This is a genomic window from Providencia manganoxydans, assembly GCF_016618195.1.
Lineage (GTDB): Bacteria > Pseudomonadota > Gammaproteobacteria > Enterobacterales > Enterobacteriaceae > Providencia > Providencia manganoxydans.
In genome coordinates, this window is sequence record NZ_CP067099.1 from 3,507,940 (window position 1) to 3,532,153 (window position 24,214).

Below are 24,214 nucleotides of genomic sequence, written 5' to 3' on the forward strand. Positions count from 1 at the left end.
TTTTTTTATTTTAGATATTCTGCCATCGGCAGAAGATAACGCTGAGAATTTTCCAACAGTGACTGAATTAAGTTTTGGTCAATATTTCTACAAACTCGTAACACATAATCATCCTCCATCTCCCCTCTTTTCATGGATGAACCTTGGAGGCTTTGCACTAGTACTGATAATGCTTTTTGTTGTACATCTTCAGAAACAAAATCATATTGTTTCGTTTTTTTATCAAAACAAGCTGATAACCAATTCCAACCACTTTGATTTAACAATAACAATGGGCTATTTAGGCCATTACAGTAACCCGTTATAAGCTGTTCTAAATAATTCTTAGCATTTTCTTGCTTTACACTAGAAAAATGCCACGTACTGTTATCACGACCTAGTGCAATACTATCACCTTCACCGATCGTAAAATTAAACAACAGATGTTCTATCCACAGTTGAATACCATCATTTGCTGTCAAATAAGCAGGCCGATAACGTAATACCCCGTTTTCATGCACATTTCTTAATACTCCTGTTAATTTGATGCCATTGATATCAGTATCAATCACATGGTCAAAGGGTTGAATATTTTGCTCCTTAACCTTTTCAGCCAATGGCATAATATTATTCATTTGTTGCTCCCAAAACAGCTGCCCAAATTGCTTAGCAGGTAACTGCCCAGAGGCTCTCAGTGATTGATAAAGCTGAGCTGGATCTTCATCTTTAACTAATAAAGCTAATACACGCTCATTAATTTTATAGCGCTGTAATCTATCTAAAATAAAGGGCTCATCCTCTGGCAGTTCTGTTTCTTCAATGGCGAAATGAACTTTCAAACGTTGTTGAAAAAAAGCTCTTATTGGATGACGATAAAAACGCAATAGTTGTTCAACTGAAAGCTCAGTGATGATTTCACGTTCATTAAGCTGAGATACAAAAGGCTTGTTCCCTTGAAATACAGTTTGCGCGGCTGGTAACCACTCACTTGCAAAACTCTGATTTATAGAATCCGCAATGAAGTTTTCTTTGGCAAAAGGCACACGGTTGTGCTGTGTGACAAGATGTTTTTTTAATCTCATCGCACTCTCATCAATATTAAGTTCCTCATCCCCCTGTAAACAAAAACTTTGGCAAATATAATCCAAAAGCTCAGTCACTAGCACAGATGGGTTACAGGTTTGGTTATCCTGTATAGATAGACCAATATAGCTAACATAAAGTTGCTTCGCTGCTGAATTCAATGCTTCTAAGAATAGGTAACGATCATCATCTCGGCGCTTTCGATCCCCTCTGGCAGGCTTCTCTGCCATTAAATCAAAGCCTAGTGGTGGAATACTACGGGGGTATATACCATCATTCATCCCTAATAAGCAGACGACTTTGAAAGGTACCGAACGCATTGGCATTAAGGTACAAAAATTGACAGCACCAGCTAGAAAGCGCTGACTTATCTTTTCATCGTCAAAACATACAGCTAGTTCATCACGGATCAAACGTAAAGGGACTTTTTCATCATAACCAGAGCTTAAGGCATTTTCGATAATCCTATGCCATTGCTCTGTAACAAGAGTAAGCACTAACTCTGTATCGCCATCAATTTTAAAAAAGCTATGAAGTAGCTGCTGGCAAATCGCTTTCCACTCTTCAAGATTTCTCTCAACTTCTAGTAATGTTCGCCACTCTTTTAATGTATTGACTAATAATGCGAGCTTACCTGCTAACTGAGCAGCTAACCCACTACTTTCATCATAAGGTAAAACATTATGCCAAGGGCCATATCGACTATCCATTGCATAGCCTAATAGCATACGGCTCAACCCAAATTGCCATGTATTTTGCCCAATTACGGGCAGTGCCAAAGCACGCACATTATCATCATCTAACCCCCAACGGATCCCTGACTCATTAACCCATCGACGTAATAAACTTAATTCACTTTCATCAATATTGAAATGAGCGGCAAACGCAGACACCTCAAGTAATGTAAGTACTTGTTCAGTTGAAAAACGGCTTTGCGGAAGGTCAAGTAATAAAATAAATGCTTGTAAAATAGGATGGGCTTGTAATGCCTTTCTATCTGAAATGGAAAAAGGGATATAGCGCCCAGATGCCGTATTGCCAAAAACGGCTTGAATGAATGGTGTATAACTGTCGATATCTGACACCATGACAATAACATCTCTAGGTGTAAGCGTTGGGTCATACTCAAACAATGACAATAATTGATCTTGCAAAACTTCGACTTCCCTTTGTGCACTATGGCACGAATGAAAAGTCACTGATTGATCGGATAAAGCTAACCTACGTTTGTTGTTACTCGTGAGGTAATCTTGTAGTGTAGTTCCGAATTGAGCATGATTTTCAAGATCTAAAATATCCTGTTGTAAATTCTCTAGTAGGTTGCGACGATTTGTATCAACAAATGCTGATATTTCATTCGCATTATCAATCTGTGAGATAAAATACAGATTATCCCGCCCTAATTTTCCCCATGACGCAAGCAATGGGTTAGCGAGTTCTTGTTCACCTTCATCGTTGAATAACCTTTCAACATTCCCATCAATTCTAAAACGTGATATTTCATGCTTATCAATATAATGCTTCAATTTTCTTTTCTGTAATTTGGCAAGAAAAGAGTGGCTGTAAATATCTCCCCAGTAATAGCGACATGGGTTAGTAAACATCAGGTGAATATCAGTATGCTCTGCAATTGCTTTTAGGGCTTGCAGGTAAACAGGCGGTAAAGATGAAATCCCGCAAATAAAAATACGCTTTGGTAATACATTTTTTAAATCCTGCTCACCTTGTAGCTTGGCAATAAACTGCTGATAAAGATTCGCTCGGTGCCATGGTGACTGCTCAAGAGTTTGAGTATAATCAACCAACTTCAGCCATAATCGTCTTTGCCATAATTGATTTGAGCTTAACCCCTCGACTAATTCATTCTGCTGCCATTTTTCTATCCACTGAGGTCGATAAACTAAATATTGGTCAAATAAATCTGCGACTCGTCCCGCTAGCTGGTGTAACTTTCGCTTATCTGAATCATTCTGTAAGTAATGCCGTAACGGCTCAAATTCTTCTTCATCAATGACTTCAGGTAATATTTTCATCAGTTTCCAAGCCATAGCTTGCTTGGTATAAGCGCTCTCTTTCGGTATATCGGGAAGTACACGACGAAACATATCCCAAATAAAAGTTGCTGGTAGAGGATAATAAATATTCGCAGCTATCCCAAAGCGCTTTGCTAACTCTATTTGTAACCATTGGGACATACCCGGACTTTGTACTAAAACGATTTCTTGCTCGAACGGATGAGAAAGTGGTTCATTTTCCATTAAATGAGCAATTAACTCCTTTAATAGCTCTAATTGATTAGAATGATAAACCTGAAACATGACTATCTCCTGTTCTGCAAAACCAACGGTTTAGCGAAAAATCTTGCTGAGTACTTAATAAACTGACGGTTGTACTTGTGCAACTATCAGACACCATAAGTGACTGTAAGTTTATCTGCCAATTAGGATAAATAAATGATGGGTCATTTGGTATTAACGCCATCTTCGCCGCTTCCTGCTCTAAACGACTTTGTAGCTCCCTTACTGCAACTGAGCTACTAAATATCCAATTGAAATTCAAGGTAATATGTTGAGTATAGTTTAACAGAGCGACTAGCAGCATAGCAAAAATCACTACAGCAAGCATTGACTCTATGATTGCAAAACCACGCTGATCTTCCAGCTCATCATTCATTGGCAAAATCCCTTTTTATCAACTGGACAGTAATCAAGCCAACCTTTTATTTGGCTTCGCACTTTCTGTGTGCCTGAAATAGGAGAAACCCAGCGATAGAGCGTAACATCATATTGCCCCCTATAGTTTCCTTTACCAGAGAGAATAAATTGAGAACCTTTATAATGTTTAAGGCAGCTTTCCCATGAGTGCTCTGATGCTCTCTGACATTGCCATTTTTGGCGGCTAAACGTCTGCAAAGCCCAAGATTGCTGAAGCCCCCATGACAGCGCTGACTCTGCTTGATTAAATGCTTCAACATATTTTTTTTCCTTTAAAAATTCGTTGCGAGCGTTTTCTTGATAAAAATGTAATGCTTTTAATAACAGTAGCGCTGTTGTCATCAATACCACGACCATCACTAACGCAATGTTTCCCTGCTGCTGAAAAATACGATGCTTCATCGTAAATTCCTTAGCAAAACAGCGCTACGATAATGAAAGGCTTTGTTTGGCAAATACGGTGTTTCAATGACTAAATATATTTCCAGCAACGACTGAACTTCATGCCATACAAATTTTAATGAAGAGACTTTAATCATTAGAGGATCAAATAAAGATTGCCAACGGTTACCATCACAATCCGTAATATTTCGATTTGACTCTAATTTTTTGTCATTCAGGCGATAGCCAAAAAAATCAGATTCTTTATTTCTACCTTGAACCGACCGCCATGTTCCTGACAAGTTCTGGTCATAAGCGAAAATAATGCATGAGTTAGGGTATCGACTTAAAAATTTAGCATCAATTTTAATCGCCTCACCTTGGCAAGAAACACGGCTACAATAACCTATACGCCTGAGATCCTTCTCCATATTAATTAGCACCTGACGAGCATCTCTATCAATTTGATATTGAATATATGATTGATGTACTTGCTTAATTAGTGTTGGAAAAACAGAGATTGCAGCAATACATACCAAACTACTGATCGACATAGCGACTAGCGTTTCTATTAACGAGAACCCTTTTTGATGGCTTAAATTCATCTGTAGCCCCTAGCAGCGGGGAACGCCAATGATTTTTTTATTACTGCAACCTCTTATCCGGCCTGCTGCGGACATAAATACAGTCATCTGCCCAAAATCGTTGATCAGTTCAATACGAAAAGCATGACTAGTTCCTTGTTTTCCATAAAGATTAACGGATGTACGAGTTGCTGATTTCATTTCGATATTGTTAAATTGCGCCGATGACAACATTGCAATCTGTTGATTAGTCACAGCGTCTTTGATAGTGATTGACCAATTACCCTGTGCATTATTAATTAATAAGATACGATGCTGATTTAAGTAAATGCTTTCCATTAAATGACTGTAAATGAATACGGCAACTTGCCTTGCAGCGTCAATTAAACGGGTGCGTTGTTGCTGTTGCTGCCAACCATATAAAGCAGGTAATAAAACCAATGAGCATATAAATATCACAACCAATATTTCGATCAGCGTAAATCCTTTTTCCTGTTCTTGAGTTTGTCTGCCCATCTATAACCACCGCCTGTTCGTAAAATATGCGTCTGATAATGTCAGCAAAATCGAAGAAAAATAGAAAATAAGAAGAGTGTTGCGTAACGTTTTGCAAACAGATGCAAGATTTACACATAATCAGTCGTGTTTTCGGAGTAGGCTCGCAAAAAGCTAAAATATGCGGGGAAAAAGATAACGTAGTGGTTAAAAAAACGATAAAAAAGCCAAGGTACAGTATGACCTTGGCCTTCTAAGAGAAGACTAAACGTTATACCGTAAATGGGTATTTAATCGCTTCATGACATTGATAACCTTCAAGAGAAAAATCATCAGTGGTTACCCATGTTTCCAGATCTTCTAACGTTTTAATTTGAGGGTTTATCGTTAATGATGGTAAAGCAAAAGGCTCGCGTTTTAACTGAACATCGCGCATCAGTGGTAATTGGTTCTCATAAATATGTGCATTCACAATTTTATGATACGCCTTACCTGGTTGATGACCCGTAATCCGCGCCATCAAAGCGAGTAACACGAAACATTGTACTTGGTTAAAATTCAATCCAAGTGGTACATCGCAACTACGTTGATAGGAGGTTAAGTGCAGAGTATCACCGAGCAGTGAAAAAGTATGAGTATGCATACAAGGCCGTAAGCATCCCATTTCAAATTCACCTGGATTATAAAACGTAATGATTTCAGCGCGGTCATCAATACCATTTTTTAAGTTATTAACCACTTTTTTAAGCTGATCGAGATGCGTACCATCAGGCCGCTGCCATGAGCGCCCTTGGACACCATAAACGCGCCCCATATCATCTTCACCTTTACGGTGTGGGTTATTCAGCCAAGCTTGATTGTCATTCGCATTTGCATTCCATGTATTACAGCCGATTTCACGGAATTGAGCTGCATTATCATAACCGCGTAGGTAACCCAGTAGCTCTGCTATTGCGGCTTTGTAAAAACTTTTTCGGGTAGTGATTAATGGAAATTGGTTATTTGCCACATCATATTCAAGATCTGCATTAATGACGGTTAAGCAGCGCACGCCTGTACGCTTATTTTCAATCCATTGGCCTTTATTGATGATACGTTGGCATAATTCTAAATACTGCTTCATAGTCATTCTCTTGCGCTATAAGCGGCAGCGGTATCAAATATTCACCACTGCCACCTTATTATGTTCATTTACTTACTTGGCTGTGCTTTATTATCCGGTTTATGAGCGGGGATATTTTTACCATACTTATAGGCCCACACAATCATTAAAATACCAATAATAATCATAGGGATAGATAGTATTTGCCCCATACTAATACCACCAAATAAACCTAGTTGAGCATCAGGTTGTCTAAAGAACTCAACAATAATTCGGAATGCGCCATAACCAATCAGGAACAGGCCGGAAACACTGCCCATTGGGCGCGGTTTACGCACAAATAAATTGAGGATCAGGAACAGTACAATTCCTTCTAAAAACATCTCATAGAGCTGTGATGGATGACGCGGAAGTACGCCATATTGCTCTAGCGTAGGCAATAACGACGGATCTTGTGCTGCAAGTTGAATGTCTTCACTGCGTGAATGAGGGAATAAAAATGCCCAAGGTGTATCTAATGTTACACGCCCCCATAGCTCACCATTAATAAAGTTACCAATGCGCCCCATACCTAGGCCAAAAGGAATTAGCGGAGCAACAAAATCAGAGACTTGTAAGAAGCGGCGGCGAGTACGATGAGCAAACCATACCATCGCACAGATCACGCCAATCAAGCCGCCATGGAAGGACATTCCTCCATCCCAAACCTTAAATAAATAAAGTGGATCATCAAGAAAGACTGGAAGGTTATAGAAGAAAACATAACCCAATCGTCCTCCTACAAAAACACCTACAAAGCCAATATAGAGTAAATTCTCAACTTCATTTTTTGTCCAACCACTATTCGGTTTGCTTGCGCGGCGGCCCGCTAGCCATAAAGCAAAAACAAACCCTACAAGATACATGAAGCCATACCAGTGCAGTGATACTGGCCCAATTGAGAACATTACGGGATCAATTTCCGGAAATGCTAAGTAGCTGTTACTCATCGTTCCCCACTTTATTTGTTAATCAAAAATCATTTAGGTTACTGACGAAGTGGGATAAAAGCGTGGTTTCCCCGTTTCATATCATCAGCCGAAAATCAGGCAATGGATTTTCTTTGCTTATCACACAAACCTTAACCGCAGTTAACAAATAGGATAGTTTATTAACTGTCAGATTGCGCATAATAACATAGCTCATGCGAAGAGAAAGTAAGACTGATTAGATCCCACCCCGAACAAAGCCACCAAGCCCATTTTTTTCCAAAAATAAGCTAATTATTTGCCGGATATTATTGCTCGTTTCCGCCGCTAAGATTTCGGGAACCAATTGTTCAACTTTACCCGCATGTAGGCCACGGATCAGGTATTTCACTCGAGGAACACTTCTTCCACTCATGCTTAAAGACCGGTAGCCAAGGGCTATTAGCGCCATTACCCCTAGAGGTTGTCCTGCCATTTCACCACATACGCTTACAGGTAAACCGAGGCGATCACACTCTTCATTAACTTTAGCCAAAAATCTCAGCATTGATGGGTGTAAATTATCGTAAATAGCGGCAACATGGGTATTATTTCGATCAACTGCTAACAAGTACTGAGTTAAATCATTGGTACCAATTGAAATAAAATCTATACGTTTTTTTAATTCAGGAAGGAGGAACAGCAAAGAAGGAACTTCAAACATTACCCCGATTTTCGGCATTATCAGCGTTTTGCCTGTAGCCAAACTCACCTCTTCATTTGCACGCTTGATTAATCTGAGCGCTTCATCCACCTCATTAATACTGGTGATCATCGGCAATAAGATGCGTAGATTTTGCGTCTCAATATTCGCATGTAGCATGGCTCTAAGTTGGATCAAGAAAATTTCAGGCTGGTCTAACATTACACGGATCCCGCGCCAACCTAGGCAGGGATTTTCTTCACTAATAGGCATATAAGGCAATTGCTTATCCGCACCAATGTCTAATGTTCTCAGCACGACAGGTTTATCAATAAATAGCTGTAGTATCTCTTGATATAACTGTTTTTGTTCATCTTCCGATGGAAAGCCATTATGTAACATAAAAGGCAGTTCTGTGCGATATAGTCCCACACCATCTACAGCCACATTAATTTGTTGCTCATAGCGAGGACTTAATCCTGCGTTAAGATGAATGTGAACAGGTTCACCATTTTTCAAAGTAACGTCTTGCTCTAACGCTCCTTCAGCTAGCTGACTGAGAACATTTTCCTCAGCAATGATTTGCTTATACTCTTGGGCGATTATGTTTTCAGGTTCAATGAATACTTCACCACGATAACCATCGAGGATCAAAAAACGATTATGGAGCAAGGAAGGGTCAATATCTGCCCCCATAATGGCGGGGATCCCCATCGCTCTAATTAAAATCGCTGAATGTGAGTGTGTTGCACCATCACGTACTATCACGCCAACAAGCTGCTCAAGAGGCATGTCTGCCAAGACGCTAGCACTTAGCTCATCGGCAACTAAAATAAAATGCTCAGGCCACTGATCAACCGATGTCAAACTATCATCTAAATGAAATAATAAACGTTGTCCCAAAGCACGGAGATCGGCACCTCTCTCTCTCAAATACAAATCATGTAAACGAGAAAATTGTTCTACATAATCCTCTATGACCGTTTTAACGGCCCATTCAGCCACAGCTCCTTGTTCAATAGCATCAAATAATCGTTTTTTTAATTGTGGGTCATGCAGCAAATGATTATAGAGGTCGAAAATTGCTGCGCTTTCTTTCTGCGAGTTAGCAATAAAACGCTTACTAAGACGTCGGCATTCTGAAGCAGCATTTTCAATCGCTGCGATAAGGCGCTGTTTTTCTATGTTTTGGTCGAGTGCCGTCGCTTCACAAATACTTTCAAAGGAGGGCTGTGAACTATCCTGCCAGCCATAAGCCATCACTATGCCTTGAGAAACAGGAAGTGCTTTCAGACGACTTTGTCGATACTGCCCAAAAATCCCCTTCGCTTGAGCTTGAGACAATATAACCGCCAGTTGCATTGACAATGTCACCATAAACGATTCTTCGGTTTCATTGAAGAAACGACGTTCATGTTGTTGAACCACCAATACACCCAATAGTTGACGACGGTAAACAATCGGCACACCGAGAAAGGCTTTTAACCGGTCTTCTTTGAGTTGAGGGAGATATTTAAATTCAGGATGCTCGCGGATATCGGCGAGGTTGAGCATTTCAGATTGACGGCCAACAGCACCAACAACCCCTTCATCAAATCCAAGACGAATAGCAATCCCGCTAGGTTTTTTCAACCCGCGGGTTGCCATTAAGTAGTAACACTGACGTGAATGATCAGCTAAGTAAATTGAACAAACATCAGTTTGCATCGCATTACATGTTTCGTTTACTAAAACTTCCAACGCTTCAGTTAAACTTGTCGCCATCGCGACTTTTTCAACAATCTCACGTAGACGCGTCAACATGATCTTACCTTGCCCCGCGCCTACGGTGATTAAACGCAGGTCTTTGTGCCGTTTTTTGTTCCTGTAGAGGCATCACAACAGGTGCAAACTCTTTCATTACTCGGCGATATACTTCTCGTTTGAAAGACACCACTTGCCTTACGGGATACCAATAACTCACCCATCGCCAGCCGTCAAACTCTGGCGATTTACTGCGCTGAACGTTTATATCGGCTTCATTGCATTGCAGCTGTAGTAAAAACCAACGCTGTTTCTGCCCGATACAAACAGGTTTTGTGTCCCAACGCACCAAACGCTTGGGTAATTTGTAACGCAGCCAATTGCGCGTTGAAGCTAACAACCTAACATCTTTACGTTGTAGGCCTACTTCCTCGTACAACTCTCGGTACATAGCCTGTTCTGGCGATTCACCGGGGTTAATTCCCCCTTGTGGAAACTGCCATGAATGTTGACCATAGCGGCGAGCCCATAAAACCTGCCCTTGCCGATTACAAATTACAATTCCTACATTCGGGCGGTAGCCATCATCATCGATCACCAGACTACCTCAATAACCAAATTTGAAAGATGGCTAATTGTTTCACACATACCCTAACTGGTAAACCTATATCAATAGAGTTTGCAGATATGCGTAAAGACACTACAATAGCGACTGTCTCAACGGGGTGCCGAAATTATTATGCTCAGAGTATGACGAGTATAGGCTGAGAACTCACCCGTAGAACCTGATCCGGGCAATACCGGCGTAGGGATTTGAGCTATCATCCATGTTTATCGCCATGGTGCCCTCTCAAATCCTGTGTAGCTTTTACTCTAACGCAGGAATAAAAATGTTTAAAAAATCATTCTTTAGCGCATTAATTACCTTAACGGCCGTTAGCTTTACTCATCTTGCTTGGGCAGAAAAGCCAACACTGACTGTTTACACTTATGATTCTTTTGCTGCTGAATGGGGTCCAGGCCCACAAATTAAACAGAATTTCGAAGCGCAATGTGACTGTGAACTAAAATTGGTTTCACTGGGTGATGGTGTTGCCTTACTTAACCGTCTGCGTATGGAAGGGAAAAAAAGTAAGGCCGATGTCGTACTAGGGCTCGATAATAACCTCATTGATTCTGCTGAAAGTACGGGGCTATTCGCTCCTGCCGATATCAATACGCAAGCCATGAAGCTGCCAATCGAATGGAATAATGCAACTTTTATCCCTTATGACTATGGCTATTTTGCTTTTATCTACGACACAAGTAAGATCACAACGCCCCCAAAAAGCATGAATGAGCTATTAAATAGCGACCAACCGTGGAAAATCATTTATCAAGACCCAAGAACCAGTACTCCAGGGCTTGGCCTCCTATTGTGGATTGAAAAACTTTATGGTGACCAATCTGCGGATGCTTGGAAAAAAATGGCTAATAAAACGTTAACTGTGACTAAAGGTTGGAGTGAAGCGTATGGCTTATTTTTAAAAGGCGAAGGGGATTTTGTTCTTAGCTACACCTCCTCTCCGGGCTATCAAATGTTAAACGATAACAAAGATAACTATGCAGCCGCTTTGTTTGAGGAAGGACATTATATGCAGGTGGAAGTTGCAGCACGATTAAAAAACAGCAATCAACCTGAGCTCGCCAAACAGTTTTTACAATTTATGTTAACCCCTGATTTCCAAAGTACCTTACCAACGACTAACTGGATGTATCCTGTGATCGATATACCACTTCCAGAGGTGTATAACTCACTACCTATCCCTCAAAAATCGTTACAATTTAGTGCGAAAGAAGTTGCTGAACACCGTCAGGCATGGGTTCGTCTATGGCAATCCGCTGTCAGTCGATAATGAATAAATCACTGATCCCGGGGGCATTAGCCTCCGGTTTGCTAATCACAGTTGCATTGCTTGCTTTTGGTGCGTTGTATGTTTTTTCACCTGAAATATCCATTAGCGATGTAATCAGTGATAGCTACTTATGGCATGTCATTGGCTTTACTTTTTGGCAGGCTTTTTTATCTGCTGTATTCTCAGTTTTACCCGCTATTCTACTGGCTCGGGCGCTATTTCGGCGGCGTTTTGTTGGACGAACATTATTATTACGTCTTTGCGCCATGACCTTGGTATTACCCGTTTTAGTGGCGGTATTTGGCATTTTATCTGTTTATGGTAAAACGGGTTGGCTGGCTCAGCTGTATCATTTGCTTGGATTGGAATATCAGTTCACTCCCTATGGTCTCAAAGGCATATTGCTTGCACACATATTTTTTAATATGCCATTAGCAACACGTATGCTTTTACAATCGCTAGAAAATATTTCTATTGAACAACGACAAATTGCAGCTCAGTTAGGATTTAATGAGTGGCAGCAATTTCGCATTTTAGAGTGGCCTTATTTACGTCGGCAAATGCTACCAACCGCATCACTGATTTTTATGTTGTGTTTTGCAAGCTTTGCAACCGTGTTGGCTTTAGGCGGTGGCCCAGCGGCTACGACGATAGAATTAGCCATTTATCAGGCTCTCAACTATGATTTTGATCTCGGTAGAGCCGCCATTTTAGCCTTGATCCAACTCTTTTTCTGTGTCGGTTTAATGTTCTTCAGCCAAAAAATCAATAGCTTATTTTCAATTGGTCACAGCCAACATAATCATTGGTACGATCCGGCTGATAACTATTTTCGCCGTATCCGTGATGCCATCATTATCAGCGCAGCTGTATTACTCTTAATTCCACCTTTACTGGCTATTATTTTAGATGGCCTAAATGGACGCTTATTTGAGGTACTCAGTCAATCTGCATTGTGGCAAGCCGCTTCCACTTCGCTATTTATTGCTATTTGCGCAGGTACATTATGTGTATTCCTCACGATGATGCTGTTATGGAGTAGCCGTGAATTACGCTTACGTAGAGCGATTAAACTAGGGCAAGCGATGGAATTGAGTGGATTGCTCATTTTAGCTATGCCCGGTATCGTGCTTGCGACTGGCTTTTTTATTCTGTTTAATGAAACAATCGGTATTCCAGAATCCCCTTATGCATTAGTGATCATGACCAACGCATTACTCGCGATTCCTTATGCATTAAAAGTACTCGAAAACCCAATGAGAGATCTGGCAGAACGCTATAACCCACTGTGCCACTCACTCGCCATCAGTGGGCTAAATCGGCTGCGGATCATTGAATTAAAAGCATTGAAGAAACCACTCGCCCAAGCTCTTGCTTTTGCTTGTGTGATTTCCATTGGTGATTTTGGCGTAGTCGCTTTATTTGGTAATGACGACTTCCGCACGCTGCCTTATTACCTTTACCAGCAAATTGGTGCCTATCGAACCAATGATGGAGCCGTCACTGCGATGGTGCTTCTTTTATTATGTTTTGGCTTATTCAGCCTACTTGAGCGCATATCAGGAAAACAGCATGATTAAATTAAATAAACTGGATTATCAGTATGACAACCTAAACATGCGATTTGATTTTGCTATCCAGGCAGGTGAACGCGTTGCCGTTATGGGACCAAGCGGCGCAGGAAAAAGTACTTTGCTCAGTTTGATCAGCGGTTTCCAATTTGCCAGAAGTGGCTCTATTTATTTAAATGAAACTGATCATACCTTTACCCCTCCCGCGAAACGCCCTGTATCAATGCTATTTCAGGAAAACAACCTATTCACTCATTTAACCGTTAGGCAAAATATTGGGTTAGGTTTGCATCCAGGCTTACGCTTAAGTAATTCACAAATGCAGCAAGTTGAATTGATCGCAGCTCAAGTTAGCCTTTATGAATTTCTTGATAGGCTCCCAGCTCAGCTCTCAGGAGGACAACGACAACGTGCAGCTTTAGCGCGCTGCTTGATCCGCCAGCAGCCTATTTTACTACTTGATGAGCCTTTTTCTGCTCTCGATCCGGCTTTACGCAATGAAATGCTATTACTGCTTGATGACATTTGCCAAACAAAAAACATCACCTTAGTTATGGTATCTCATAACATTGAAGATGCCTTACAAATAGCACCGAGAACACTGGTAATTGCTGATGGCACTATAGCCTACGACGGTAGTACTCAGGAATTATTACGGGGAGATAGCCTCGCTGCTGAGTTACTTGGCATCACAAAAAATACTGTATAAATTTCCACCCCTGTCGTATAGTAGGTTCGTTGATTTTTATGCGAGCCAGCTATGCCCCAATTTATGTCCCCCGCTGAAAAAGGCTTCATTATTAGCCGCCATTGGAGAGATACTCGCCAAGGCGTTGAAGTCAGTTATTGGCTGATCACAGATAATGGCCCACGTAAAGTCACTGTTCCCTATCAACAAGCCGTTGCGTTTATCCCTCAATCGTTATTACCAAAAGTCAAACATTTACTTGATGGGCAAGCTAATATGGCTTATCGGCCTATTGAGTTAAGAGATTTTCAACGTGAAAAAGTTTATGCGATTTATAGCCCCCAATATCGACAGCTCCAGAATTTAGATAAAAATTGCCTAGAGTTGGGTATCTCATTACTTGAAACCGATATTCGCCCATGTGAACGTTATCTTATGGAGCGCTTTATTACTGCGCCCGTTTGGTTTTCACGTAATCAACAAGGGGAATATCTACTCAAACCATGTGAAAATTATCGTCCAACGATTAAAGCGGTCTCTTTAGATATCGAAACCAGCCAACATGGCGAATTATATTCAATAGGCTTATCTGGCTGTGGTGATGATGTCGTATTTATGTTGGGGCCTGAGCAAGGTCCAGCGCTCACCGATGCGCATCGCTTAGTTTATGTCAGTAGTCGACCACAATTGCTGGATAAACTTAATCAATGGATACAGCAATATGATCCCGATGCAATTATTGGTTGGAATTTGATCCAATTCGACTTAAATGTGCTACAGAAACATGCGGAGCGTTATGGCATACCGCTATTATTTGGTCGCCAAGGTAAAAAATTAGAATGGCGTGAACATGGCTTCAAACAAGGGGTATTTTTCGCATCTGCCGAAGGTCGTTTGATTATTGATGGCATTGATGCGTTAAAAGCCGCCACGTGGAATTTCCCTTCTTTTAGCCTTGAAGCTGTTGCCCAAACTTTATTAGGTGAAGGCAAAGCCATTGATAGCCCTTATGATCGCATGGATGAGATCAATCGCCGCTTTCAATACGATAAACCCGCACTTGCTCATTACAATATTCAGGACTGTATTTTAGTCCATCGCATTTTTGAAAAAACCGATTTGATGGCTTTCCTGCAAGAGCGTGCTACCGTAACGGGGCTAGTTGTCGATCGCATGGGAGGCTCAGTCGCGGCGTTTTCACACTTATATATACCTCGGTTACATCGTTTAGGTTTTGTCGCTCCAAACCTTACAGAGCAAAAATTACAGCATAACCCAGGTGGTTTTGTAATGGATTCGCAACCCGGTTTATATGACTCTGTACTGGTGCTCGACTATAAAAGTTTGTATCCCTCAATTATTCGCACATTTTTAATTGATCCCGCAGGGATGATCGAAGGACTAGCCCACCCCGAAAAACAGCATTCTGTTTCAGGTTTTCGCAATGCATGGTTTTCGCGCACAGTGCACTGCTTGCCAGATATTGTCAGCCATATCTGGCAAGGCCGTGATAAAGCCAAAAAAGAAAATAATGCCCCGCTCTCGCAGGCATTAAAAATTATTATGAACGCTTTTGCTGGTGTACTGGGGGCTGAAGGGTGCCGCTTTTTTGATCCTCGTCTTACTACATCAATTACGATGCGTGGTCATGAAATCATGAAAATCACTAAAGAGCTGATTGAGTCCCAAGGTTATCAAGTGATTTATGGCGATACCGATTCAACATTTGTGTGGCTAAAAGAAGCTCACAGTGAGGAACAAGCTCAAAAAATTGGCTTCGAACTACGTGATTATGTGAATAATTGGTGGAAACAGCATTTACAAGACGAATGGCAACTAGAAGGTGTGTTAGAACTCGAATTTGAAACCCACTATCGGCGTTTTTTAATGCCAACAATCCGTGGTTCAGAATCTGGCAGTAAAAAGCGCTATGCAGGGCTCAGCGGTGAAAAAATGGTATTTCGCGGCTTAGAAACTATCCGCTCTGATTGGACACCACTGGCACAGTACTTTCAAAAAGAGCTGTATACACGAATTTTTCATCGTCAACCATACCGTGAATTTATTCGTGAATATGTCCAATCCATTCGTAATGGTGAATATGACGACCGCCTTGTTTATCGTAAACGCTTACGCCGTAAGCTATCGGACTATCAACGCAATGTGCCCCCACATGTCAGAGCCGCTCGCCAAGCAGATGAGTACAATTTAAAGCAACAGCGCCCTCAGCAGTATCAAAATGGCGGTTGGATAAGCTATATCATCACACTTGCAGGGCCAGAGCCACTAGAGATTATTACCGCAACTCCGGATTACGAACATTATATTTTGAAACAAATAAAGCCAATTGCTGATGCTATTTTACCTTTTTTACAAGAAGATTTTGATACGCTGTTAACTGGGCAAATTACTTTATTATTTTGATAATGATGCTCAACTAGGCTTAAATTTTGTGCGATTTTTTGCTACAATAGTGAGTTACGAGTCAAGTGTTATAATAAACAGTGATTGGATTTATCTATTGTTGATATCAAAGAAAACAACATATTCGATGATCCTACAAAAATAATAGAATTCCTTATGTGTTGTTGTTTTTTTAACAGGTGACGATAAGCCTCGCTTGAATTAATATATCGCCCCTTTGATATCTCGCACTTCTTTACTGCACAAAATCTGCGGGATACTGAGTAATCGTTGTCACTCCGGCAACGACAAAAATTAACACTCTTATTTTCCAACACAGGGTGAAGGCAATGAAATGATTTGCCTGCAACAGTCTAAAAATAAACTATCAAAATTATGGAACTGAGTTAAACCTATGCCATTTACTCTTGGTCAGCGCTGGATCAGCGATACAGAAAGCGAACTCGGATTAGGCGCCGTTGTGGCTATTGATGCCCGAATGGTGACTTTACTTTTTCCCGCCAGTGGTGAAAACCGACTTTACTCACGCAATGATGCCCCCATCACCCGTGTGATGTTTAACGAAGGTGATACCATTACAAGCCATGAAGGCTGGCAGCTACAAGTCGAGAGCGTTAATGAAGATAACGGATTACTCACTTATTGTGGTACGCGCCTCGATACACAAGAGCAGGATGTTAATCTGAGAGAGGTCTTTCTCGATAGCAAACTAACCTTCAATAAGCCACAAGATCGCTTATTTGCCGGTCAAATTGACCGCATGGATCGCTTTGCACTACGTTATCGCGCACGTAAATTCCAAAGCGAACAAGTCAAGCATCAGGCAACAGGTTTACGAGGCATTCGTGCTAGTTTAATTCCTCACCAATTGCACATTGCCAACGAAGTCGGCAAGCGTCATCACCCTCGGGTGCTACTGGCGGATGAGGTCGGTTTAGGAAAAACTATCGAAGCAGGTATGATTATCCATCAACAACTGATGGCGGGTCGTGCGGAGCGCGTATTAATCATTGTTCCTGAAAGCTTACAGCATCAATGGCTCGTTGAAATGCTACGCCGCTTTAATTTGCGTTTCTCACTGTTTGACGATAGTCGCTACAGCGAAGCACTACACGATAGCGACAATCCATTTGAAACTGAGCAACTGGTACTGTGCTCTTTAGATTTTGTTCGCCGCAACAAACAACGTTTTGACCAACTCGTCGAAGCGGGTTGGGACATGATGGTTGTCGATGAGGCTCACCATTTACAATGGAGTGAAGCCGCCCCTAGCCGTGAATATCAAGTTATTGAAACCTTGGCTGAAAGTGTACCATCTGTTCTATTGTTAACCGCAACGCCTGAGCAACTTGGACAAGAAAGCCATTTTGCACGTTTACGCCTACTTGATCCTAATCGTTTTCACGATTATCAAGAATTTCTTGATGAGCAATCAAACTACCGCCCTATTGCCGATGCAGTATCATTATTACTCTCGGGTAATAAACTGACTAACGACCAGCAAAACTTACTCAATGATTTGATTAAAGAGCAGGATATTGAACCATTACTGAAAGCTGCAAATGTTGAAAGTGAAGATGGTATCGCTGCCCGTCAAGAGTTGATCAGTATGCTAATGGATAGGCACGGTACTAGCCGCCTACTATTTAGGAATACTCGTAATGGCGTTAAAGGCTTCCCACATCGTGAATTGCATTCACTGAAAATGCCTTTGCCAACCCAATACCAAACGGCAATTAAAGTCGCGGGTATTATGGGGACGAAAAAAGATCTCGAAACGCGTGCGAAAGAACTGCTTTATCCAGAGCAAATTTATCAAGAATTCGAAGGTGAAAACGCCACTTGGTGGAACTTTGATCCTCGTGTTGAGTGGCTTATGGGCTACTTAATGGCCAATCGTAACGAAAAAGTGCTGGTGATCTGCGCAAAAGCTGCGACTGCACTACAACTAGAGCAAGTACTGCGTGAACGTGAAGGGATCCGTGCGGCAGTATTCCATGAAGGTTTATCACTCTTAGAACGTGACCGTGCAGCAGCTTACTTCGCATCTCAAGAAGATGGCGCACAAGTACTACTTTGCTCTGAAATTGGTTCTGAAGGACGTAACTTCCAGTTTGCTAACCAGCTAGTTATGTTTGATTTACCGTTCAATCCGGACTTGCTAGAACAACGAATTGGTCGACTTGACCGTATTGGTCAAACACGCGATATCGTACTGAGCGTCCCTTACTTAGAACATACCGCACAAGCAGTACTATTGCGTTGGTATCATGAAGGTCTAGATGCTTTTGAGCATACTTGCCCAACCGGACGCACCATTTATGACAAATATTACCAACAGCTTCTGCAATATATGGCAGAGCCTACGGTAACGGATGGTTTTGAAGAGTTTTTGAAAACTTGTCGTGAAGAGCATGAAGCATTGAAAGCACAGCTTGAACAAGGTCGTGACCGACTGCTTGAAATGCACTCTAATGGTGGTGAATCAGGCGTTCAATTAGCTGAAACGATTGGCGCTGAAGACAACGATACAGAACTGGTCAATTTTGCACTCAACTTGTTTGATATTGTTGGTATTAATCAGGAAGATAAGAGCGATAACCTGCTTATTTTAACACCATCTGATCACATGTTAGTTCCTGATTTTCCAGGTCTCCCCCAAGATGGCTGCACTATTACTTTCGATCGTGAGCAGGCGTTATCCCGTGAAGACACCCAATTCATTAGTTGGGAACACCCTATCATACGTAATGGTTTGGATTTAGTGTTATCAGGTGATACGGGTAGCTGTGCAGTTTCCTTGTTGAAAAACAAAGCATTACCCGTTGGTACCTTACTGACTGAATTGGTTTATGTCCTTGAGGCTCAAGCACCTAAGAACTTACAAATTAGTCGTTTCTTACCTGCAACCCCAATTCGTTTATTAATCGATTTGAAAGGTAATAATCTTTCTTCACAAGTTGAGTTCGAAAGCTTTAACCGTCAGCTTAATGCGATCAACCGTCATATGGCGAGCAAGCTAGTGAATGCAGTACAAAACGAAGTTCACTCAGTGCTAAAACTTTCTGAACCTATGGTACAGAAAGAAGCCGATATCTTGATTGCTAACGCTAAAGAAGCGGCAGATAAGGCACTCACGCTTGAATTATCACGATTAGAAGCACTGAAAGCAGTAAACCCAAATATTCGTGATGAAGAACTGGATGTGATCGAAGAAGAGCGCAAACAATTACTGACTAATATTGAGCAAGCAACATGGCGCCTTGATGCCATTCGCCTTGTGGTTGTCACTCACCAATAGTCAAACTGTTTTAATTGGCTTAAAATTGTTGTTTATTTCTCCCTCAATCGAGGGAGAATTTATTTTTCAGGAGCGCGATTTCTCATGATGGAACCCTACCATCCCCCAATTGACCCATGGTTACACATTCTATATCAAGATGAACACATCATCGCGGTCAATAAACCGAGTGGGTTACTGTCCGTTCCCGGCAAAGCACCTGAGCACCATGACAGCATTATGAGCCGCATACAACGCGATCATCCAAATGCTGAATCTGTGCATCGCTTAGATATGGCCACCAGTGGCGTAATGGTCGTCGCTCTTAACAAACCCGCAGAGCGTGAATTAAAGCGTCAATTTCGTGATAGAGAGCCTAAGAAGCATTATATTGCCCGCGTTTGGGGTCATTTAGAAAAATCAGAAGGATTGGTTGACTTACCACTTATCTGCGACTGGCCTAATCGCCCAAAACAGAAGGTCTGCTTCGAAACGGGTAAATCAGCACAAACAGAGTATCTGGTTTTGGAATATGAAGAGCAAGCTACCCGTGTCAAGCTATCTCCAATCACCGGCCGCTCACATCAATTACGCGTGCATATGTTAGCAATAGGCCATCCAATATTAGGAGATCGATTTTACGCTCACCAACAAGCACTAGCCCTCGCACCTCGCTTACAGCTACATGCTCAAGAGCTATACATCACTCACCCAGCCTACGGCACACCAATGCATTTTACTTGCCAGCCTGATTTTTAATCATTCAATTGAATAAAAAAGCCTGATCATAGTAGCATCAATACTATGGTCAGGCTTTTTGCTTTTCGCTTTTCGCTTTTTGCTTTTTGCTTTTCGCTGTTCGCTTTTTATCCAAGCATCACTCGAGTTTCCTCTAAACAATGCATGTCGCAGCCAAACTATAACCTTATGTTATTTTTTTGTTTTCTATTCAAATACACACTCGAGTTTCCTCTAAATAGTTCATGCTGTAGCTAGGCGGCAAACGAAAGTTATCTCGATGGGCATACATAAGTATGTGATTCGGGTAACTAAGTGAAGCCAACAACGCTACGGCATGAAATATGACGAGGAAAAATTATTTGAAGCCGCGCTCGCGTTTAACTAGGTCATAAGCCGCTTGGATTGATTGGGCTTTTTGCTTCGCAATCTCCATCATTTCAGGCGGTAGCCCTTTAGCGATCAACTTATCCGGGTGGTGCTCACTCATAAGTTTGCGATAGGCCCGTTTAATCTTAGTGGGTTCATCATTAATTGAAACACCAAGTACTTTGCAAGCATCTTCAAGGGTTGGCCCACTTGATTGTTGGTAATAGCCACCCGATTGTTGCTGAGAATAACCTTGTCCAAATTGGCGACCACCTTGGATCATATCCAAGAATTGCTCAAATTGGCTTTTTGATATTCCTAATTCTTCGGCAATGATAAACAGGACTTTTCTTTCATTTGGATGTAAGTTGCCATCTGCAAATGCTGCCTGTAATTGAATTTCCAGAAACATCTGAATCAGGTCAAAACGGCCATAACACGCCATACGTAATTGTTTAAGGACATCACGTAATGGGAAATCAGGTGCCTTCCCCTCTCTAAACGCTTGTTGAGCAGCTTTACGCGTTTCTCCGTGCAGTTGCATTCTATCCATCAAATTCGACGCTAACTGAATATCTGTCTCGGTTACACGGCCTTTTGACTTGGTTAAATGCCCCAAAATTTGGAATGTACTAGCAAAAAATATCGCCTGACGATCACGTTTATTCATCCCACCGGCAAATTTGCGTTGAGCCGATGCTTTATCAAATCCATGGCCTAAAATTAAACCAATCAGTGCGCCCCAAAAGCCCAAACCAGAGACAATTGCCAGTACAACACCGATAATTTTACCCCAATAGTGCATATATCCCTCAATTCTTCAATGCTCAGAATGCAATTTTGCATTATCATACTACCCATTCTGCTCGGTGCATAACTACAAGCGCGTAAAGTTTCTTACATTATACTGGCGCAATGTGGTTGGCTAAGTTAGTCTTTGAGCGTTGCCGGCTATGCCAATTACGACGGAACCGCATATTTAATGATGAAAAAAAGCTATCCAACACTACTTGCCACCATGGTATGGGCGGCAATTTATAGTCAGCAAGCACATGCTGATCTTGCAGCACAATGTATGCTGGGCGTCCCGGTTTATGATAAACCGCTGGTTAAGGGCGATCCCAAAGATTTGCCAATTCGTATCACTGCGGAGGATGTTCAAGGCGAGTATCCAAACTTTGTTGAATACAGCGGTGATGTTGACATTCAGCAAGGCAATCAAACATTAACTGCTGACAATGTAAAATTAACGCAAACCAACCCTGATAGTGTTGATCCAATCCGTGAGGTCACCGCGACGGGTAACGTACATTACGATGATCCACAAATTATTCTCAAAGGCCCTTCAGCTTGGTCTAACTTGAATAATAAAAATACTGATGTTAATGATGGTAACTACATGATGGTAGGTCGTCAGGGACGTGGTGACGCGAAAAAAATGAAAATGCGTGGTGAAAACCGCTATTCCATTATGGAAAACGGTACCTTTACCACCTGTTTACCGGGTAACGACAGTTGGAGTGTTGCAGGCTCTGAAGTTATCATTGACCGAGAAGAAGAAGTTGCTGAGATCTGGCATGCTCGATTCCGTCTTGGCAATGTCCCTGTGTTCTATAGCCCATATATGCAACTGCCTATTGGCAGTAAGCGTCGTTCAGGTTTCTTAATTCCAACAGGAAGCTATTCTAATAACGATGGGTTAGAGTTCTCTCTACCTTATTATTGGAATATCGCACCAAACTACGATGCGACGATCACACCACAGTTTATGACTCACCGTGGTGTTAAACTGAATAACGAGTTCCGTTACTTAATAGCACCAGGCACAGGTACACTCGCCTTTGACTTTATCAACCACGACCGAGCCTATATTAAAGATAAAGATCGTAAGAAACGTGATGCACGTGAGAGCGATGATCGTTGGTTATTCTACTGGCGTCATTCGGGCACCTATGCCCAACATTGGAACTTTAATGTTGACTACACCAAGGTCAGTGACCGCCAATACTTTACCGACTTTAGTTCCCAATACGGTAGTACCACCGATGGCTATGCAACGCAAAAATTTGGCACTGGCTATTCTGCGGAAAACTGGAATGCCACTTTAACGCATAAGCAATTCCAAATTTTTGTCGATGATCCAAATCGCCGTGCCTATAAAGCTGAGCCACAGTTAGATTTTAACTACTATAAAAACAATTTAGGGGCCTTTGATTTACATACCTATGCTCAAGCTGCTCGCTTTACTAGCGTAGGCAAAAATAATCCTGATGCGACCCGTCTGCATATCGAGCCAGAACTGAGCTTACCGCTCTCAAACGGCTGGGCGAATATGAACAACAGTTTCAAGTTGCTGGCAACGCATTATGATCAGGATATCCCTAAAACAAATAAAAACACTAGCTTAGAAAAAAATGTCACCCGAGTTTTGCCTATGTTCAAAAGTGACGCAAAAGTTGTCTTTGAACGTAACCTACTCGAAGGCAGTGATTTTATTCAAACATTAGAACCGCGTGTTCAGTATCTGTATATTCCTTATAAAGATCAGGACAACATCAATAACTACGACTCCGCACTGCTGCAATCAGACTACAACGGTTTATTCCGTGACCGCATCTACAGTGGTCTTGACCGTGTTGCTTCAGCAAACCAGTTCACCACCGGTGTAACAACGCGTGTTTATGATGAAACGTTAACTGAACGCTTTAACTTCTCCGTAGGACAAATTTATTATCTAGAGCGTCCACGCGCAGGTAACTCCAGCCTACAAATTGATGATAAAAGTAATACTGGCTCCTTACTGTGGGCGACAGATTCTTACTGGCGCATCAATGATAAATGGGGTATACGTGGAGGTCTGCAATACGATCGTCGCTTAGGTAACGTTACCATGGGGAATGCGGTTACAGAGTATCGTATTGATGCCGATCGCTTGTTACAGTTAAACTACCGTTTTGTTGACCGTGACTATATTCAAGCCACATTCCGCCGTGATGAATCTGGTGGTTACACATATACACTACCTGAATACCAACAAGGTATATCACAAGTCGGCGCTGTATTAAGTTGGCCATTAAGTGAACGTTGGGGCTTCGTTGGCTCTTACTACTATGATACGAAACAGCAGCAATCCGCCAGCCAACTGGTTGGTTTACAATACAATACTTGCTGTTGGGCGTTTAATGTTGGCTACGAACGCAAAATTGTCGGCTGGGAAAAAGATAAATTCAACAGCGAATATGACAATAAATGGTCATTCAATGTGGAACTTAGAGGCCTAAATAACAATCATAGTTTAGGTAGTCAGGAAATGCTGAAACAAGGTATCATGCCTTATCAGCGTGCTTTCTGATAAATTTACTCTAAATAATTCGAGATGCAGGTAGGCGACAAGCGAAGATAGACGGGGAGCATAGATGAACTATGTGACTCGGCAAGCATAGCGCAGTCAACAACCCTGCATCTAGAAATATGACGAGTATACATAATTATTTGTACTGCTAGCTCTCTCACATCAG

17 protein-coding genes and 1 riboswitch are annotated in these 24,214 nt (G+C 41.7%); of the genes, 7 read left to right on the forward strand and 10 right to left on the reverse strand.

From position 1 onward, the window contains the following. Window positions 1–5: 5 nt before the first annotated feature. From recC to rppH, 9 genes are all read right to left on the reverse strand, one after another. Window positions 6–3,380, reverse strand: a complete 3,375-nt coding sequence (gene recC, locus JI723_RS15945) for an exodeoxyribonuclease V subunit gamma (RefSeq protein ID WP_319067394.1) — start codon at window positions 3,378–3,380, stop codon at window positions 6–8. Further along, window positions 3,358–3,735 (reverse strand): prepilin-type N-terminal cleavage/methylation domain-containing protein, encoded by a 378-nt coding sequence (locus tag JI723_RS15950; RefSeq protein ID WP_272580661.1) that lies wholly within the window; start codon window positions 3,733–3,735, stop codon window positions 3,358–3,360. Before JI723_RS15950 ends, recC begins: the two co-directional genes overlap by 23 nt. Then, entirely contained in the window at window positions 3,732–4,178 is a 447-nt protein-coding gene (locus tag JI723_RS15955) for a DUF2509 family protein (protein WP_272580662.1), read from the reverse strand. The genes JI723_RS15950 and JI723_RS15955 overlap by 4 nt, the downstream gene beginning before the upstream one ends. Further along, window positions 4,175–4,762: a prepilin peptidase-dependent protein gene (locus tag JI723_RS15960; RefSeq protein WP_272580663.1), complete on the reverse strand. Its 588-nt coding sequence runs from the start codon at window positions 4,760–4,762 to the stop codon at window positions 4,175–4,177. The genes JI723_RS15955 and JI723_RS15960 overlap by 4 nt, the downstream gene beginning before the upstream one ends. A 9-nt stretch (window positions 4,763–4,771) precedes the next feature. Beyond that, window positions 4,772–5,257 (reverse strand): prepilin-type N-terminal cleavage/methylation domain-containing protein, encoded by a 486-nt coding sequence (locus JI723_RS15965; protein WP_272580664.1) that lies wholly within the window; start codon window positions 5,255–5,257, stop codon window positions 4,772–4,774. 250 nt (window positions 5,258–5,507) lie between these two features. Further along, entirely contained in the window at window positions 5,508–6,359 is an 852-nt protein-coding gene (locus JI723_RS15970) for a thymidylate synthase (protein ID WP_272580665.1), read from the reverse strand. Between the two features lie 68 nt (window positions 6,360–6,427). Then, on the reverse strand, window positions 6,428–7,327 hold the full coding sequence (lgt, locus tag JI723_RS15975; protein WP_272580666.1) for a prolipoprotein diacylglyceryl transferase: 900 nt from the start codon (window positions 7,325–7,327) through the stop codon (window positions 6,428–6,430). Between the two features lie 217 nt (window positions 7,328–7,544). After that, window positions 7,545–9,791, reverse strand: a complete 2,247-nt coding sequence (ptsP, locus tag JI723_RS15980; protein WP_140180431.1) for a phosphoenolpyruvate--protein phosphotransferase — start codon at window positions 9,789–9,791, stop codon at window positions 7,545–7,547. Between the two features lie 4 nt (window positions 9,792–9,795). Continuing rightward, entirely contained in the window at window positions 9,796–10,329 is a 534-nt protein-coding gene (gene rppH, locus JI723_RS15985; protein WP_140180429.1) for an RNA pyrophosphohydrolase, read from the reverse strand. A 113-nt stretch (window positions 10,330–10,442) separates the two neighbouring features. Beyond that, a riboswitch (TPP riboswitch) is annotated at window positions 10,443–10,561 on the forward strand. A gap of 60 nt (window positions 10,562–10,621) precedes the next feature. Here rppH and thiB point away from each other — a divergent pair. The 6 genes from thiB to rluA all read left to right on the forward strand — a co-directional run bounded on the left by thiB (window position 10,622) and on the right by rluA (window position 20,348). After that, window positions 10,622–11,626 (forward strand): thiamine ABC transporter substrate binding subunit, encoded by a 1,005-nt coding sequence (gene thiB / locus JI723_RS15990; protein ID WP_272580668.1) that lies wholly within the window; start codon window positions 10,622–10,624, stop codon window positions 11,624–11,626. After that, window positions 11,602–13,206, forward strand: a complete 1,605-nt coding sequence (thiP, locus tag JI723_RS15995; protein WP_272580669.1) for a thiamine/thiamine pyrophosphate ABC transporter permease ThiP — start codon at window positions 11,602–11,604, stop codon at window positions 13,204–13,206. Before thiB ends, thiP begins: the two co-directional genes overlap by 25 nt. Then, window positions 13,199–13,906 carry a thiamine ABC transporter ATP-binding protein ThiQ gene (thiQ, locus tag JI723_RS16000; protein ID WP_140180423.1) on the forward strand — a complete coding sequence of 236 codons (708 nt, stop codon included), beginning with the start codon at window positions 13,199–13,201 and terminating at the stop codon, window positions 13,904–13,906. Before thiP ends, thiQ begins: the two co-directional genes overlap by 8 nt. Window positions 13,907–13,957: 51 nt before the next feature. Then, window positions 13,958–16,309: a DNA polymerase II gene (locus JI723_RS16005; protein WP_337979553.1), complete on the forward strand. Its 2,352-nt coding sequence runs from the start codon at window positions 13,958–13,960 to the stop codon at window positions 16,307–16,309. 394 nt (window positions 16,310–16,703) lie between these two features. Then, complete coding sequence (gene rapA / locus JI723_RS16010; protein ID WP_070928842.1) at window positions 16,704–19,610, forward strand: RNA polymerase-associated protein RapA; 2,907 nt, start codon at window positions 16,704–16,706, stop codon at window positions 19,608–19,610. A gap of 84 nt (window positions 19,611–19,694) precedes the next feature. Then, window positions 19,695–20,348: a bifunctional tRNA pseudouridine(32) synthase/23S rRNA pseudouridine(746) synthase RluA gene (gene rluA, locus JI723_RS16015; RefSeq protein WP_070928843.1), complete on the forward strand. Its 654-nt coding sequence runs from the start codon at window positions 19,695–19,697 to the stop codon at window positions 20,346–20,348. Between the two features lie 337 nt (window positions 20,349–20,685). Here the strand turns inward: rluA and djlA are convergent, their stop codons facing one another. After that, on the reverse strand, window positions 20,686–21,501 hold the full coding sequence (djlA, locus tag JI723_RS16020; RefSeq protein ID WP_070928844.1) for a co-chaperone DjlA: 816 nt from the start codon (window positions 21,499–21,501) through the stop codon (window positions 20,686–20,688). Between the two features lie 180 nt (window positions 21,502–21,681). On the opposite strand from djlA, the gene lptD reads away from it, so the two are divergent. Next, window positions 21,682–24,048: an LPS assembly protein LptD gene (lptD, locus tag JI723_RS16025; RefSeq protein ID WP_272580741.1), complete on the forward strand. Its 2,367-nt coding sequence runs from the start codon at window positions 21,682–21,684 to the stop codon at window positions 24,046–24,048. Window positions 24,049–24,214: the final 166 nt, after the last annotated feature.